Raw genomic sequence first — 16,624 nt, 5'->3', positions numbered from 1 at the left:
GTATTTAAAATACTAAGGCCTTTTCACGTTTTCTATAAGAATATTCTATCGTTTTACTCAGATTGGTTATAATAATTCAATAAATTTTGAGTAGAAGAGTCATGTTCATTTGTAACGCTCCCGTTAAATTCTTGTAAAATTTTAGATGCTAGCTGCTTCCCTAACTCTACCCCAAATTGATCGTAACTAAAAATGTTCCAAATAATTCCTTGTACAAATATTTTATGTTCGTACATCGCGATAAGCTTCCCTAAACTTTCTGGCGATAATTTATTTATAAAAATAGTGTTCGTTGGCTTATTACCTTTAAACACTTTAAACGGTGTTATGGATTCGCTTGTTCCTTCTGCAACAACCTCTGCTTCTGTTTTACCATTTAGCAAGGCTTCTGTTTGTGCTAAAAAGTTAGACATTAATTTATCTTGATGATCTTTGTTACCATGTAAAGACTTAGTAAACCCTATAAAATCTGCAGGTATCAACTTAGTACCTTGATGTATTAATTGAAAAAAGGCATGTTGTGAGTTTGTTCCTGGCTCGCCCCATATAATAGTACCTGTTTGGTAGTCTATTGGGTTTCCATTTCTATCTACACTTTTACCATTGCTTTCCATAATACCTTGTTGTAAATAGGTAGCAAATTGATTTAAATATTGCGAATAAGGAATTACAGCTTCACTTTCTGCCTCAAAGAAATTATTGTACCATATGGTTAATAACGCTAGAACAACAGGAATGTTAGACTCGAAATCTTCATTTTTAAAATGCTCGTCCATTTTGTTCGCTCCTTTTAATAAGCTATCAAAATTATCATAACCCACAGCTAAACTCACGGTTAATCCAACGGCACTCCAAAGAGAGAAACGACCTCCAACCCAATCCCACATTGGGAAAATATTGTTAGCATCTATACCGAAACCTTGTACTTTTTCGATATTGGTAGATACAGCAACAAAATGTTTTGCAATAGCATCGCTATTTGCAGATTTTAAAAACCAATCTTTTAAAGTATTGGCGTTAGATAATGTTTCTTGTGTTGTAAATGTTTTAGAAACAATTACAAACAAGGTTGTTTCTGGATCTAATTTTTTAATAACCTCATTAACATGATCACCATCTACATTACTCACAAAATGAGTTGTTAAATGATTTTTATAATACTGAAGAGAATCCACCACCATAGCTGGTCCAAGGTCCGAACCTCCAATACCAATATTTACAACATCGGTAAACGCTTTTCCGGTGTAACCTTTTCTTTGTCCGCTTACAACTTCATTTGTAAAACCTTCAATTTTTTGTTTTACTTGATATATTTCTGGCATTACATTAACACCATCAACTTTAAAATCGGAATCTTTCGGTGCTCTTAATGCTGTATGCAATACTGCTCTACCTTCTGTTTCGTTTATTATTTCACCAGAAAACTGACTCTTAATAGCATGTTTCAGCTTAACATCATCGGCTAATTCTAATAAATACTTTAAAGTTTCTTCAGTAATTCTATTTTTAGAGAAATCTACATAAAAATCGTCCCATTTAATAGTAAACTTATTTGCTCTAGTTTTATCTTCAGCAAATAAATCTTTCATATGAACATCTTTTACTGCTTCAAAATGAGCTTGTAATTTCTTCCAAGATTTAGTTGTTGTAGGGTTTATGTTTGGTAATGCCATAGGATTATTAATTGTTAAGTGATATTGCGTTAGTGTTTTGTTTTATAGTTGGCTGATCTAGTTTATCATCTTCAAAAACATCTTCTAAGAAATCAATAGCATCCAATTTCTTTTTTATAGGTGAAATAAATTCTAGATACTCTATTTTAAGTGAATCGGAAATTCCTTTTGCTTCAGGTAATTTTTGCTTAAACGGATCGACTTGCTTGCCATTTTTCCAAAAACGATAGCATACATGTGGCCCACCTGTATTCCCCGTCATACCAACCCAGCCAATAACATCACCTTGTTTTACAAATTGCCCTGGCTTTACATTACGACTTTTCATGTGTAGGTATTGCGTTTCGTAAGTCGCATTATGGCGTATTTTAACATAATTACCATTACCTCCGCGTTTTTCAGATTTTGATACCGTACCATTTGCTGTAGCCATAATAGGCGTGCCAATTGGTGCCGCAAAATCGGTTCCTTTATGCGGACGTAATTTAAAACCATAAACCGCAATACGGCGTTTTAAATTATAGCGCGACGAAATTCTACTAAATTGAACGGGTGCCTTTAAAAAGGCACGACGTAAATTTTTAGCTTCATCATTAAAATAGTCTTTAACACCATTTACAGAATCTGACACAAACTCAAAAGCATAAAAAGGTTCGCTATTATGTTCAAAATATGCAGCTTTCACATCTTGAACACCGGCGTAAATAGTATCATCAATATATTTATCGGTATAAATAACTTTAAAGCGATCGCCTTTTTGCAAACGTCTAAAATCTATGGTCCAAGCATAAATTTCATCAGCCATTTTATAAGCTAAACGTTGGCTTAACCCTTGCTCTTCTAGAGTTTGCGAGATATTATTACTAATAATACCGGTTGCCGTTTTCTCAATATATTTTATAGGCTTTCTGCTTGTATAGGCATGAATAGAATCTTGAAAATTAACCACAATATATTCTTCTACATTGGGTTGATAAACAAAACATTTAGGAGTTTGTAAAGAATCTTTAGCACATAAAAGCGTGTACGGCTTACCTGGACGCAAGCTTCTAACATTAAAACTATCTTTGGATTTTTCTACTATATTGTAAATTTCCGGATAGGTAACATGGTTGCGATCTAGTATTTTACCAAAAGTATCACCACTTTTAATAGTGTCACGCTTCACAATAAAATCGTCTAAATTAAATCCAAATTCGAAGTTTTCTTCTGGCATTTCTACCACAGCCAAATCTTTCTCCTCTAGATCACTTTGTTTTTCATCGTCTTTACAGCTTGCAAAAAACACAGCGCATGCTAATAGAATTATATATTTGTTCCCCACTCTTGTATCTCTTTCTCTGTCCATAAATCTGGAAAAAATATTCTTTTTTGATATTTAGGGTGCATATATTTCACCCATTCACTTCCTCCGGTTGCCTCGGCAGTTTTCCCGTTAATATTTAAATAGTGATTTGCGGTATTATAATGCGCCATAACCCATTTAATATTCACCGTATAATCGTAATGCCTCATGGCATTTATTAAATCTTTATTTTCTTGCGATGCTTTTGGCAGTCCTTTAAACTTGCTCCACAAGTTATTATTCTGATAGAATTTCGTAAATCTAATAAACTCGTCCTTATATCGACCTTCAAAATCAGATAATGTGTACGTTTTTTTTCCGGTTTTATAATCCTTACCAGCAGCTTGCCAATACAGGTGTTCAAAAGCATTTTCGTACGATGAGTTTTTATCAAACGTATCTCTAAAACGTTTATCAATTAAGTTGATTAACTCTGTAGATGCAAATTCTATTTTACGGTATTGCGCACTCTGAAAACCACTTGCAGGCGTTAACGTAGTTCTAAACTTATTGTATTGCTCCACATCCATACCATCTTTCATGATACTAAAAGAAGAGGTTAACACATCAAAATAACGACTAATACGCATTATTTTAGTGGTAAACGTTTCGGTATCAATGGTATCGTTTTTGGCAATTTGATCCATTTCAGAAAGCACCATTTTAAACAACAACTCATTTACCTGGTGGTACATAATAAAAACCAACTCGTCTGGAAAAACAGTACGCTGTACTTGCAAATTTAATAAAGCATCGGTTTGTATATAATCCCAGTAATTAATGGGTTTACTATGCAACAAGCCTTCTAAATGCGCATCAACATCTTGGTCAATGGCATCAAACTTAGCTTTAATTTGATTCGTAATTTTAGAGTTCAAAATTTATTAGTTTTTAACAACAACATTAAAAGGATGCTTAAGCCCTCTAAAAGCGTCTAAATCTGCTCTAAGCGAACCCACAGCCAAATCTGCCTTTATACGCAAAGGTAATTTATTTTTATCTTTCGAAACCCATAGGGTTAAACTTTCTTCCTCTTTAAAAACGCGACCTGCCATAACATAAGGCCTAAATTTTAAAGCTTCAACATCTCCAAAATCGGTCTCAATAGTTTCTTCACCTAAATACTGTAATTTAAAACCGTAATTTTCTTCATCAAAAAACATATCAATCTTTACCTCGTTACCTACTTTTAAATTTTCGGTATCTAAGTGATTACGCAAATAGTAAAATGTAGACACCATATCCTGAATATTAGGCTTAGTATCAATAACTATCTTTTTATTATGCTTTTTATCGTTAATGTGCGCCTTGTGGTTTTTCTGATCAAAATCAATCTCCAAATCCTTAGTATGGCCACCCTCGTCAATATTACGTATAAACTTGTAAGGCAAAATAGTTTCTTTATCAAAATAAGTCTCATACCTATCCTTCACCTTAAAAAACCACTTAATCATGCCAGTCGTCCAGCCTTTACCAACAACATGGTAAACAGGTTTCCCGTTTAAAACCTCGTCATGCACAGCCAACGTGGCATTACCTGCCTTTAGCCAATTGCTGTAACTCATTCTAAACTTAAACCATTCGCCATCTTCAAAAGCCGATTCAGTTTGCGAAAACCCAGTTTGCGCAACAAAAACCAACGATAATATAAGTAGTATTTTTTTCATCTCTATGTAGGTCATATCATGTAACTTGTTAAATGTACAATTATTGTAACAAGCAATAAATTACAATTACTATTCCAAAAATAGAAAAATAATAATTACCGCCATTATATATTAGAAGCTCTTAACAATAATTTGTTACATATATCTAAAAAATTCACGAATTCACAAAAACTAATAAAACTTTGGGCGTTCCCCGAAAAAGGGTCGGGCTTTCCGCAGTCGCTTTTTTGTGTTGCAATAGGTGCAACAACACAAAAAGAGCTTCAACAATGCTACAATCCCTAACGCACGCAACCAGTAAATTCCGTTACAAAAACAACTTTTAAGTTACCCTTTGCATGCTTTGGTGCGATTATTGTTATATTTAGACCACTACAAATGTATTAATGAAAATAAAAAAACCATCACTTCGTACCCGCATATTCCTCTCCATGATTCTCTTGGTTTTACTAGCGTCTGTGCTTATTACAGGTATAGCTATTTACCAATATAAAGAAGAAACTAAAGACTACCACACCGAGCGATTAGAGCGTAAAGAACTCAATACAAAAACACACATAAAGCACGTACTAAACGGTAGGCAAAACACTTGGGAAGTAAAAACAGAAAACATTCCAATAATATTTAAAGAAGAAATTTACAACATTGCCGATATACACAAACTACAAATAATTCTTTACGATTTAGATGGCGGATTACTAATAGCGTCTAGTGCAGGGTTACAAAAATCGGCTGTAGAAAAATGTTTAGATGCCGATGTTTTAAACGCCATTTCCAACACACCACACCATAGGTATGTAGATAAACATATAGAAAACGGACAAACCTTTCAATCCTCTTTTACTTACGTTACCGACAACAAATCGAAACCCATTGCTATTTTAAATATTCCGTATTTAGAAAATGATGATTTTCTAGCTAAAGAACTCGATGAGTTTTTATCTCGAATTGTCTACGCCTACCTATTCGTGCTACTTATGGCCGTTGGTATTGCTTTTCTATTATCGAAATACATTACTAAATCTCTTAAAAAAATTAGTGATAAAATAAATACCACACGTTTAGAAAAACAGAATAAACGTATTGAAATAAGTGATACCAGCGAAGAAATTTCGACTCTAGTAAACTCGTACAACAGCATGATTGATGAGCTAGAAGAAAGTGCTGTACAACTTGCAAAAAGTGAGCGTGAGCAAGCTTGGCGCGAAATGGCAAAACAAGTAGCACACGAAATTAAAAACCCGCTAACACCTATGCGCTTAACTGTGCAAAGTTTTCAACGTAAGTTTAACCCAGAAGATGAGAACATCCACTCTAAATTAGACGAATACAGCAAAACCCTTATTCAGCAAATAGACACCATGAGTTCTATTGCCTCGGCATTTTCAAATTTTGCAAAAATGCCAGCACAGCAAAATGAAACACTAAACGTAGTAGAAATTGTAAAACTCGCTTTAGATATTTTTAACGAGCATTACATTTATTTTACCACCGAGAAAGAAGAAATTATTGCCATTTTCGATAGAACACAACTTATTCGTGTAATTACCAATTTGGTTAAAAACGCTATACAGGCCATGCCAACTAAAGATGATCCAAAAATAAACGTACACGTTGGCACGAATAACAATAATGTTATTTTAACGGTATCAGACAACGGATCTGGTGTTTTAGAAGAAAATAAAAAGAAACTATTCGAACCAAAATTTACTACAAAAACCAGTGGTATGGGACTTGGTTTAGCCATGGTTAAAAACATTGTGGAAACCTACAATGGCACAATTTCCTTTGAGTCTGAACAAGATAGAGGAGCCGTTTTTAAGGTTGTTTTTCCACAAAAAACAGAACACTCCAAAAACTTTAGAAATAATCTTTCTTAAAAAACGTAAATTAGCAAGAGCTTAAAAAAGATAAAATATTATGAATTTCGAAAACATATTAACCGAAACCAACAACGGTATTACTCAAATTACAATTAATCGCCCAACTAAACTTAATGCGCTTAATAAAGATACCATACAAGAATTGCACGAAGCTTTTAAAGCCGCCGATAAAGATAAAAGCACTAAAGTAATTATTTTAACCGGTAGCGGAGAAAAAGCATTTGTTGCAGGTGCAGACATAAGTGAGTTTGCTAATTTCTCTGAAGAAAAAGGCGGCAAATTAGCAGCTAAAGGTCAAAAAATATTATTTGATTATGTAGAAAATTTAGGCACTCCTGTTATTGCAGCTGTAAATGGTTTTGCTCTAGGTGGCGGATTAGAATTAGCTATGGCTTGCCATATTAGATTAGCCAGCGATAATGCTAAAATGGGATTACCAGAAGTGTCTCTTGGTGTTATACCTGGCTACGGAGGCACACAACGTTTACCTCAACTTGTAGGGAAAGGTCGTGCTTTAGAAATGATAATGACTGCCGGAATGATTGATGCCGAAACTGCAAAAAACTACGGTTTAGTAAACCACGTAGTAACACAAGCCGAGCTTATACCGTTAGCCGAAAAAATGGCGAATAAAATGATGAGAAACTCATCTGTAGCAATTGCAAAAGCTATAAAAGCGGTAAACGCAGGTTTAGAAGAAGGTAAAAATGGTTATAAAACTGAAATTAAACAATTCGGAAAAAGTTTTGGAACAGCAGATTTTAAAGAAGGAACTACTGCTTTTTTACAGAAACGTACTGCGGAATTTCCGGGAGAATAATTCTTCTAGAAATAATTTTCAACTAAAAATATTAAGGATAGCTTTTACTAAAAGAGTTATCCTTTTTTTATTGCACTCAATCAAACACACTGCACAAACAACTCATTAACATAGCAATAAAGAAAACTAATAGATCTTTCCATTAGTTTTTTTTCAAAAAAAAAGGCGAACCTTACGGCTCACCCTTATCAAGTTGAGTTAGAACTTAATTAATTGTTTTCGTGAAGATTCTACCTTCTGAATGACAAACTATTTCAAATTTACCATCTTTAATATCTTCTAACTTGTAAACTCTTTCAATGATTTTAGAGTTCTCAATTTTTTCTGAATAAACAGATTCTGAGCTTCCGTTCACTTCATCAGATTCAAAATAGATATCAATTTCTAAAGGAGCTTCATTTAAAGAAAGCTTAGTTACATAAAGTAAATTTCCAACAACTCTCGTTACAGGCTTGTAAATTACTTTTTCGCCAGCAGCATCAAATGTAACACCATCCGCTTCAACCGTAAACGGTATTGTGCTAATTTCAACATCTTTATCTACTTCAAATAAATATGCTCCATTTGGCAATTCCGTTAAATCGAAACCTTTTGTATAGCTTCCAGATCTCTGTATGAATTCTTTATATAATACAATGCCATTTTCATCCTTAATAGATAAAAGATTCCCCTTTTTAACATCTGTTAAAGTTAGTGAGGTTTTGTCGGCTTCATTTTTAATTGTAAAAACTGAAACTTCATTCGCGAAACTTAATGTAGTAGCAAAAATTGTTACCATTAAGGTTCCTTTTCTAAGGTGTTTAATTACGTTTTTCATGATTTGGTTTTTTTAACGTTCAACATGTCAAAAATACAACCAAACGCGCTAACCCAAAACATTGATTTTGATGGATTTATATACTATTTTAACCGTTATTATTACATCAAGATAATGTTAAATTAATATACCATATATCGAGGTTAAAACCACACATAAACACCTAATATTGGAGTATTGCCAATACATATAAATTAAATGGTTTACACTATGGAGCTATTGTGTTTTAATAAAGCCATGTACCAAAATGAACCACAATATAATTGGCAGGTTGTTTAATAAAATTACTAGACCCAAAAAAACCGGCTATATAAAGCCGGCGAGCTCTTAATTAACTCGTTAAATATTAAGCAAAAAAAAGTGGGCCATCACGGCCCACTTTATCAACTAAACTAAATTAAATTAAGACATTAACTAATTGTTAATGTAACTTGTATATTCATTGCTATCTGAGTTGATCACAATTTTATAACTTCCTTTTTCAAGTTTATAAGCTTTTTCGATAGTTTGTAAGTTTTCAAACTTATCAGATTGAAGCAACTCATAAGTTCCATTATAGTTCCCGTAGATGCTCACTTTTAAACTTGCATAATCTGGAGCAAGTTTAGAGATTAACACATAACCATCTTTTTCTGTAACAAAAGGCTTAAAAACAGTAACCTCTTCGTCTTTTTTAAAGACAACTTTATTAGACTTTACTGTAAAAGGAATAGTTTTAACTTCTATTTCCTTATCAACTTGAAATACATAATCGCCATCTGGCAAAGCTGTTAAATCAAATCCTTTTCTGTAAGTTCCAGACTCTACAATAAATTCCTTATATAAAGTAACACCGTCTTGATCTTTGATCGATAACAAATTACCTTCCTTAACATTGTAAATTGTTAAAGCTGTTTTTATAAGTCCTTTCTTTAAGGCTGAAGATTTTTCTTTTGCATTACCTACTAATACAGTTAACATAGTTACTGCTAATAGGATTTTTTTGGAATGTTTAATTACGTTTTTCATAATATTGGTTTTAATAACGTTCAACATGTCAAAAATACAACAGATCAACCAAACACAAAGCATTGATTTTGACTACATTATATGTTATTTTAACCAATATAACTGTATTAAATTAACATGAATTAAAATACTATATATCGAGGTTAAAGGCGCATATATGCTTCTTTGAAAAATTATAAAACTTTACAACAATTACCTTTAAAACAAATAGTATTAAGAAGCAAAAAGATGCAGAGTTTTTAAGAACTAAAAACCCGCATGATTAAAAAAAAAAAAAAAAACAGGAAATAAATAAAACCTAGAACACCCTAACTATAATCCAGTTAAATTTAGAGCAAAAAAAAGTGGGCTACCACGGCCCACTTTGTCAACTAAACTAAACTAAATAAGACATTAAACTAATTATTAATGAATTTTATATACTCGTTATTATCCGAGCTCATAACTATTTTGTAGCTACCTTTTTCAAGTTTATAAGCTTTTTCAATAGTTTGTAAATTTTCGTACTTATCAGATTGAAGCAATTGATACTCACCTTTATAGTTAGCATAAATACTCACCTTTAAAGCTCCGTAATCTGGAGAAAGTTTAGAGATAAATACAACCCCATCTTTTTCTCTTACAAATGGCTTAAAAACAGTAATCTCTTCACTCTTTTTAAATACCACTGTATTAGCCTTTACAGTAAAAGGTATTGTTTTAATTTCAACATCTTTATCTACTTCGAAGAAATAGTCGCCATTTGGCAAAGCTGTTAAATCGAATCCTTTTTTATAAGTTCCAGATTCTACAATCAACTCCTTATATAAAGTGATACCGTTCTGATCTTTGATTGATAACAAATTACCTTCCTTTACATTATTAAGTGTTAAGGCAGTTTTTATAAGTCCTTTCTTTAAGGCTGAAGTTTTTTCTTTTGCATTACCTACTAATACAGTTATCATAGCAACTGCTAATAGGATTTTTTTGGAATGTTTAATTACGTTTTTCATAATATTGGTTTTAGTAACGTTCAACAGGTCAAAAATACAACAGACCAACCAAACGCAAAGCATTGATTTTGATGACTTTCTGTGCTATTTTAACCGTTATTATTACATTAACAAAACGTTAATTAAAATAGCATACATTGAGGGTAAAAAAGCACAAAATGGTATATGCAGGTATTATAAAATTGATCACTTACAAAGGAGGCTATTTCAAATTGAAATATATTGTAAAAGAAAAAAGACCATTAAGGTCTTAAAAAATGTATTGAGAATAAATTTCTAAAAAAGGCAGATACTCTGGTTTTAATAAAAAGAAGATTTAAGATATAGTAGTTTAAAATTAGAGCAAAAAAAAAGTGGGCCACCACAGCCCACTTTACCAACTAAACTAAACTAAATAAGACATTAAACTAATTAATGAATTTTGTATACTCTCTATTATTAGAGTTTATTATTATTTTGTAACTTCCTTTTTCAAGTCTGTATGCTTTTTGAATTAATTGAGAGTTTTCTATTTTATCTGCATGTAGCAATTCTAACTCCCCGTTATAATTCGCATATATTTCAATTTTTGCTTTTGAAAAATCTGGCAAAAACTGTGAGATATAAATCGCATCATTTTCTTGTCTAACAAATGGTTTATAAATAGTAACCTCAGCGTCTCTATTAAAAACAACCTTATTATTACTAACTGTAAAAGGAATCATTTCTACTTCAAGATCTTTATCAACTTCAAAAATATAATTTCCGTTTGGTAAAGCCGTTAAGTCAAATCCTTTTCTGTAAACTCCAGACTCTTCAATGAACTCTTTATATAATGTTATACCGTTTACATCTTTAATAGATAATAAATTTCCAGCTTTTACATTATTAATAGTTAGCGCCGTTTTAACTAAATCCTTATCTACAAGCATATTATTGCCTGTATTAGCATTACTTAAAAGCGTTGTGCAAAACACAGCTGATAAGATAATTTTTTTCGATATGGTAATAGCGTTTTTCATGATTTGGGCTTTCATTCTAACTAACGGTACAAAGATACATAGGTAATACGCTTAAGAAAACATCAATTTTGACCTATTTGTATGCTAAATTATCTGTTAATACTGTGTTAACAGTGGGTTAAGTTAATTTAACACACATTAAAGGTAATTAAATATACAATGTATGCATAATATGTCGTAATTTTGCAGCAAATATTCCCCCTATGATTATTAAAAAACCTACTTTAGAAAAAATTAGCCCGAGTTTCGGCAGCTCTATATTAGTTAGGCAACATGGCGAAAAGGCTGATAAAAACAATGCTTTCTGGCACTTTCACCCCGAATTAGAACTTGTATATGTTAACAAGGGACAAGGAAAAACGCATATTGGTAATCACCTATCTTACTTTAATAATAGTCAACTTATATTAATTGGTGCTAATTTACCACACAATGGGTTTACCGATAGGCTTACAGCCAACGGAACAGAAACTACAGTGCAATTTGCTTCTAATTTTTTAGGTGACGATTTTTTAACAGTGCCAGAAATGGCAAATATTGTTGCTTTATTTGAACGTGCTAAAAAAGGGATCCGTTTTCAAATAGATACTAAAAAGAAAATTGGGCTTAAAATTGAAAAACTTTTAGAGCATGACGGTTTAAAGCGCATGATTAAGTTTTTAGAAATTCTGAACCACCTATCTAAGACAGATGACTATACCTTATTAAATGCCGACGGAATTGCCTTAGAAACCAATCCGCAGGACAGTAATAAGATTAATACTATATATAAGTATATCAATGCCAATTTTAATGAGCATATCGCTTTAGATGATATTGCAAATGAAGTAAGCATGACGGTTCCTGCTTTTTGTCGTTACTTTAAAAAAACTACAGGAAAAACATTTACGCAACTAGTAAACGAATATAGAGTTGTACACGCTACGAAGCTTTTAAACGAAAGTCAAATGAGTATTGCAGATGTTTGTTTTGAGTGCGGATTTAATAACTTCTCGCATTTTAACAAGCAGTTTAATGAAATTACCGGGAAAAGTGCTTCACAATACCGAAAGGAAATTAAGCATATTATTCAGTAGAAATAAATACATCGTTTTATATACAAATAATTATTACTATATAAAACGATGAAAACTTCAACATATATAGCATTAGCAAATTTCTAAAGCTAAAAAACCTTCTATTTTAGAAAAGACTTTATCTTACAAAGAGCGTATACTTCTTTGTTATGGTATCTTTTCCGTCGAGCATAAAATCGAATACACAATAAAGCACTTGCGGCTTTATGTGATCCATACTTACTTTAAGCTTATTATTTCCCGCTTTAAAATTATATCGCTCTTGTTGAGCTGCTACTTTCTGCCCCAAAGCATTAAAAAAGTTTACTTCTAATACTCCAGCATTTAACACACGAAAATTAAGATTTAAATTACCTTCTATTAAAGGGTTCGGATACAATTTAAGTGATAAATTTTCTCCAACTATACTATTATCATTAAGCGTGCTAGTTAAACATGTGAGATCATCAATATTTTTATCCATCACTTTATTTAATAAAATACTATGTCCTGCATCGTTAACATGTGTACCATCTCCACTATCTAAATTTGGCAAAATAGTTCCATCGACCGTCGCTATATCTATCCAAAAATCAAGAGACTTATCTATATAAGTACTCAAAATAGCATCTCGAACATCTCTTTGAGTTTGAACATCCGCAGGATCAGAAAAATACCTAGGCTGCGTTGTCGTTATCCAAATAGGAACAGCACTATTTGTTGCTTCGGAATTGATCTCTGAAAAATTAGCTAGTTGCGTTGACGTTGAATACCCATTAGATGTATCATTAGACGGTAAATTTAAAATGATTGCTACAGGATTGTACGATAATGCTTTTGTAATATTTCTATCTGTTTTAATAGTTACTCCAGGAGGTAGCACAGTGGAAGATTCAGTTGGTAGCAAATCATAAGTTGTAAGTCCGCCTAAACCTAAATTAACAACATTAAGCATAGTGTTATTTTGAAACAAAGCTTCAGCATACTTAAACACCCACGAGTTTTCTATTGCAGATGCTCCTAACCCTTCCGCAGTAGAAGATCCTATAACAACAATATTACAGGTTGAATCGTCATCCGAAATCTCAAAAACATCGTCACTAGCATCCGTTAAAACTCCAGATGTAACACGTACCAAACATTCTTCAGAAACATCATCAGGCACACTCCATGCGTAACTACTTGTAACGCTCGACACCGTTGCGATATTAATCCATGTGCTTCCATTATCAATTGAATATTCTAAAGTAACATCATTACTCAAGCTATTGCTTTCCCAAGCAATACTGGGTACTTTACCCACTTGCCAAAACTCACCACCATTAGGAGACGTTAAAGCTAAACTAGGCTCTGGCGTATACTCAATTACAACCGCACCCAAATAGAAAAACTGATAAGGGGATGTGTTATTACTTCCAGGAGACATTTTAATGGTTATTGTACCATCGGCCTTCGCTTTTAAAGAAGCTGTTACAAACGCATTGGTATTATTTGCAGCATTTAAATAAACAGTTTCGGTAGTTAAGCCTTCTATTTCATATTTAGTTTCTTTATTATCAGGCTCTATATAATCTAGTCTAGACGCATAAATTTTAACATCAATATCTTCATTAGGAGAGAAATTAGAAAACTGAACAGCACCTGTAGGCTCTGTTTTACCCAGGTAATCTATGGTGTTTCCAAAAAAACTATTTGCAGTTGCAGTCCCGGGAATATTAATGCTTATTCCAGGTTCAGTTGTTCCGTTTTCATTCACAAAATTAAAAGCATCTGTAACACTAAGACTAATTCCTGAATTAGATCCGCCATAATTAGTTAAATTCGATATTGAACCTCCTAAATATGGATCGGTTAAATTATTCCAAGGGCTTACACTAGCATTAGTGTCTACTCCAAAATCAATCAATAAAGCCCCTTCACTATAGATTACTTGGTCGGTAGGATAATTAATTTCTAAACTATTTAAATAATTAAAAGTAGAACTGCTACCTGCAGGAGTAGAAACTGTAAGAGAAATGGTTCCGTTTAATCTCGGTTTTAATGTTGCTGATACTACATTACCAGTGTTTTCCACAGCATCTAATATTTTAGTTTCGGTTGTAAGACCTTCAATAAAATATTGCGTTTCTCTAACTCCTGTAACTCCTATTCTTGAAGCAAACATTGTAAACGTATAATCTTTACCTACAATCAAATTCTTAAATTCTAAAACCCCTGAATCTATACTGGTACCATAAAAGTAATCTTGAGAAGCTGTAGATGGTATTTGGGAAGCTGAGCCTGTTGTTGCTTGAGTTCCCGGTGAACCAATACCATTAAAACCATCGATAACCCGAACACTAATACCCGTGTTGTTATTATCAGAATTAATTAAATTACTTATAAACTCAGTAGAATTATCGGTTATATTATTCCAAGAATTTACATCTGATGACGCGGAAGGGTTTCCAAAATCTATTAATATAGATTCTCTTTGAGAATATATATTTGAACTAAAGAATAAAAGAAGCATTGCAAAATATAAATAATTTTTCATAGGGATTACAAATAAAACACGTTACACCCTACAAATATAATCGCTTTATCGGATAAATAACACATATTAAAGCGTAAAAAGCAATATTAGCAAGTTAACTCACAAAACACCTTCCCATTCTTTATCAAACTGATTTAAAAACTGAAGCATAAACTCATGTCTTTCTCCAGCAACCAATTTTCCTGTTTCTGTATTCATTCTATCTTTTAAAAGCAATAACTTTTCGTAGAAATGATTTATTGTTGGAGCAGTCGATTTTTTATATGCTTCCTTACTCATATTTAGATCTGGTTTTATTTCCGGATCGTAAAGCGCTCTATTTTTAAAACCACCATAATTAAAGCAACGTGCAATACCAATAGCTCCAATAGCATCTAAACGATCGGCATCTTGCACCACATTTAGTTCTGGAGAAGTAAACTTCTGCTCTATATTTCCGCCTTTAAACGATATGTTTTCGATAATATTAACCACATGCTGAATTGTTTCATTATCAACATTTAACCCCGATAGAAAATCACGAGCTACTTTTGGCCCCACAGTTTCATCTCCATTATGAAATTTACTATCTGCAATGTCATGAAGCAAAGCACCAAGAGCAACAACAAACCCATTTACTTTTTCCGTTTTCGAAATTAAAAGCGCATTTTTATAAACTCGTTCTATATGAAACCAATCGTGACCTCCCTCGGCTCCTTCAAGTTTTTCTTTTACAAAAACAATTGTTTTATTTATGATGTTTTCTTGATTTGTCATGGTATAAAAATAGAAAGATTATCAAGTAAATAATATTCCTTTTTAAAAAATTTAGTTTTTATATATTTTAACAAGCTACATTACCGGAATATAAAAATCTACAATAGCTTTACCTTCTGGATGTTCTCGCATATCGTTTTGATATATTTCAAAAGGCGTACTATCTGCTTTTGCATAGCCGTTATCGTGCATCCAAATAAAAAGACCGCTCCACGATTTTTCAAAATCTTGAGGAGTGATTTCAAATCGGCCAACAATATACTTTCCTGCTTTGGTAGATAAATTATGAATATCGCCTTCAACTAAAACAGGTTCTTTTGTTAAAACCGAAATACTCATACGTACTTTATCAGCATCTGTAATTTTAAAACTATCATGAAAAATTCTAGCTAATCTCGTTTCAGGATTTTGCATTAATCCCTTAGTAATAGCCCATTTTATAATCCTTTCAAAAGCTTTATCAATATTTTTGACACCAATATGCGTTAGGCATGCAAAATGTAATTTGGGTATTTCTTTTACTTCAATATTTGCATTCATTTCAATCCAATTTAAATGATTATTAATATTGCAAAAATAGCTTTCGAGCATAAAGTTCTCTTGTCCAATCTTGCTTTCAACTATACCAATCTTGCTAAATTTATGAGGATTTCTTTTTCTAAATTCTGAAGGGCTAACGTTATAATGTTTTTTAAACGCTCGGGTAAAAGCAGAGTTGCTACTAAAGCCACTTTGTAAAGCCAACTCGGTAATATTACATTCTTTTTTATGAATTAATCCCGATGCTGCTTTTTCTAAACGTTTTCTACCAATATAACTATTTAAAGTTTCGCCAACAATACTTTTAAAAATACGATGAAAATGAAAGGGAGAAAACGAAGCTATTTCCGAAACGCTTTCTAAGCATAACAAATTGGAGTCTAAATGAGCGTCAATAAAAGATAGAGCTAAGTTTACGCGCTTTATATAATCTTTATCTTGTCTAAATAATGTCATAAATATAAAAAACCTCTAAAAAACGGAATTCATTTTTTAGAGGTTCATAAAATTTTATTAGTTTTTATTCGGTCT

At 32.4% G+C, this 16,624-nt stretch carries 14 protein-coding genes; 3 read left to right on the top strand and 11 right to left on the bottom strand.

Features of this window, described 5'->3' with window-relative positions; genetic code table 11:
- Positions 1 to 53: 53 nt before the first annotated feature.
- Genes pgi through V6246_RS11045 form a run of 4 tightly spaced genes read right to left on the bottom strand, consistent with a single transcriptional unit; the run spans position 54 to position 4,685 of the window.
- A complete protein-coding gene (gene pgi / locus V6246_RS11060; RefSeq protein WP_341560564.1) occupies positions 54 to 1,673 on the bottom strand; it encodes a glucose-6-phosphate isomerase in 1,620 nt (539 codons plus the stop codon).
- A 7-nt stretch (positions 1,674 to 1,680) separates the two neighbouring features.
- Positions 1,681 to 3,021: a peptidoglycan DD-metalloendopeptidase family protein gene (locus V6246_RS11055; protein ID WP_341560562.1), complete on the bottom strand. Its 1,341-nt coding sequence runs from the start codon at positions 3,019 to 3,021 to the stop codon at positions 1,681 to 1,683.
- Entirely contained in the window at positions 2,979 to 3,896 is a 918-nt protein-coding gene (locus V6246_RS11050) for a tryptophan 2,3-dioxygenase family protein (protein WP_341560560.1), read from the bottom strand. The genes V6246_RS11055 and V6246_RS11050 overlap by 43 nt, the downstream gene beginning before the upstream one ends.
- A 6-nt stretch (positions 3,897 to 3,902) precedes the next feature.
- A complete protein-coding gene (locus V6246_RS11045) occupies positions 3,903 to 4,685 on the bottom strand; it encodes a DUF3108 domain-containing protein (protein WP_341560558.1) in 783 nt (260 codons plus the stop codon).
- 386 nt (positions 4,686 to 5,071) lie between these two features.
- On the opposite strand from V6246_RS11045, the gene V6246_RS11040 reads away from it, so the two are divergent.
- Positions 5,072 to 6,565, top strand: coding sequence for a sensor histidine kinase (locus tag V6246_RS11040; protein ID WP_341560556.1), 1,494 nt, complete (start codon positions 5,072 to 5,074; stop codon positions 6,563 to 6,565).
- Between the two features lie 40 nt (positions 6,566 to 6,605).
- On the top strand, positions 6,606 to 7,388 hold the full coding sequence (locus tag V6246_RS11035; RefSeq protein WP_341560555.1) for an enoyl-CoA hydratase/isomerase family protein: 783 nt from the start codon (positions 6,606 to 6,608) through the stop codon (positions 7,386 to 7,388).
- Between the two features lie 205 nt (positions 7,389 to 7,593).
- Here the strand turns inward: V6246_RS11035 and V6246_RS11030 are convergent, their stop codons facing one another.
- From V6246_RS11030 to V6246_RS11015, 4 genes are all read right to left on the bottom strand, one after another.
- Positions 7,594 to 8,205, bottom strand: a complete 612-nt coding sequence (locus V6246_RS11030; RefSeq protein WP_341560553.1) for a hypothetical protein — start codon at positions 8,203 to 8,205, stop codon at positions 7,594 to 7,596.
- 414 nt (positions 8,206 to 8,619) lie between these two features.
- Positions 8,620 to 9,213: a hypothetical protein gene (locus V6246_RS11025; protein ID WP_341560551.1), complete on the bottom strand. Its 594-nt coding sequence runs from the start codon at positions 9,211 to 9,213 to the stop codon at positions 8,620 to 8,622.
- Positions 9,214 to 9,611: 398 nt separating this feature from the next.
- Positions 9,612 to 10,205, bottom strand: a complete 594-nt coding sequence (locus V6246_RS11020; RefSeq protein WP_341560550.1) for a hypothetical protein — start codon at positions 10,203 to 10,205, stop codon at positions 9,612 to 9,614.
- A 407-nt stretch (positions 10,206 to 10,612) separates the two neighbouring features.
- A complete protein-coding gene (locus V6246_RS11015; RefSeq protein WP_341560548.1) occupies positions 10,613 to 11,206 on the bottom strand; it encodes a hypothetical protein in 594 nt (197 codons plus the stop codon).
- A gap of 203 nt (positions 11,207 to 11,409) precedes the next feature.
- Here V6246_RS11015 and V6246_RS11010 point away from each other — a divergent pair, with 203 nt between their 5' ends.
- Positions 11,410 to 12,282: an AraC family transcriptional regulator gene (locus V6246_RS11010; protein WP_042497782.1), complete on the top strand. Its 873-nt coding sequence runs from the start codon at positions 11,410 to 11,412 to the stop codon at positions 12,280 to 12,282.
- Between the two features lie 118 nt (positions 12,283 to 12,400).
- Here V6246_RS11010 and V6246_RS11005 read toward each other — a convergent pair whose 3' ends face one another.
- From V6246_RS11005 to V6246_RS10995, 3 genes are all read right to left on the bottom strand, one after another.
- Positions 12,401 to 14,797: an SGNH/GDSL hydrolase family protein gene (locus tag V6246_RS11005; protein ID WP_341560544.1), complete on the bottom strand. Its 2,397-nt coding sequence runs from the start codon at positions 14,795 to 14,797 to the stop codon at positions 12,401 to 12,403.
- Positions 14,798 to 14,896: 99 nt separating this feature from the next.
- Positions 14,897 to 15,553 carry an HD domain-containing protein gene (locus V6246_RS11000; RefSeq protein WP_159018943.1) on the bottom strand — a complete coding sequence of 219 codons (657 nt, stop codon included), beginning with the start codon at positions 15,551 to 15,553 and terminating at the stop codon, positions 14,897 to 14,899.
- A gap of 75 nt (positions 15,554 to 15,628) precedes the next feature.
- Positions 15,629 to 16,549 (bottom strand): AraC family transcriptional regulator, encoded by a 921-nt coding sequence (locus tag V6246_RS10995; RefSeq protein WP_341560542.1) that lies wholly within the window; start codon positions 16,547 to 16,549, stop codon positions 15,629 to 15,631.
- Positions 16,550 to 16,624 lie beyond the last annotated feature (75 nt).

The sequence above is a fragment of the Algibacter sp. TI.3.09 genome (assembly GCF_038154905.1).
Taxonomy (GTDB): Bacteria; Bacteroidota; Bacteroidia; order Flavobacteriales; family Flavobacteriaceae; genus Algibacter.
The sequence above is the reverse complement of the archived record's forward strand: the minus strand, read 5'-3'. Positions and strand labels throughout refer to the sequence as shown.

Bases quoted from the DNA above. Each gene is read 5' to 3' on its own strand.
- pgi (WP_341560564.1), bottom strand. From the start codon at position 1,673: ATGGCATTACCAAACATAAACCCTACAACAACTAAATCTTGGAAGAAA.
- V6246_RS11055 (WP_341560562.1), bottom strand. From the start codon at position 3,021: ATGGACAGAGAAAGAGATACAAGAGTGGGGAACAAATATATAATTCTA.
- V6246_RS11045 (WP_341560558.1), bottom strand. From the start codon at position 4,685: ATGAAAAAAATACTACTTATATTATCGTTGGTTTTTGTTGCGCAAACT.
- V6246_RS11040 (WP_341560556.1), top strand. From the start codon at position 5,072: ATGAAAATAAAAAAACCATCACTTCGTACCCGCATATTCCTCTCCATG.
- V6246_RS11035 (WP_341560555.1), top strand. From the start codon at position 6,606: ATGAATTTCGAAAACATATTAACCGAAACCAACAACGGTATTACTCAA.
- V6246_RS11030 (WP_341560553.1), bottom strand. From the start codon at position 8,205: ATGAAAAACGTAATTAAACACCTTAGAAAAGGAACCTTAATGGTAACA.
- V6246_RS11025 (WP_341560551.1), bottom strand. From the start codon at position 9,213: ATGAAAAACGTAATTAAACATTCCAAAAAAATCCTATTAGCAGTAACT.
- V6246_RS11020 (WP_341560550.1), bottom strand. From the start codon at position 10,205: ATGAAAAACGTAATTAAACATTCCAAAAAAATCCTATTAGCAGTTGCT.
- V6246_RS11015 (WP_341560548.1), bottom strand. From the start codon at position 11,206: ATGAAAAACGCTATTACCATATCGAAAAAAATTATCTTATCAGCTGTG.
- V6246_RS11010 (WP_042497782.1), top strand. From the start codon at position 11,410: ATGATTATTAAAAAACCTACTTTAGAAAAAATTAGCCCGAGTTTCGGC.
- V6246_RS11005 (WP_341560544.1), bottom strand. From the start codon at position 14,797: ATGAAAAATTATTTATATTTTGCAATGCTTCTTTTATTCTTTAGTTCA.
- V6246_RS11000 (WP_159018943.1), bottom strand. From the start codon at position 15,553: ATGACAAATCAAGAAAACATCATAAATAAAACAATTGTTTTTGTAAAA.
- V6246_RS10995 (WP_341560542.1), bottom strand. From the start codon at position 16,549: ATGACATTATTTAGACAAGATAAAGATTATATAAAGCGCGTAAACTTA.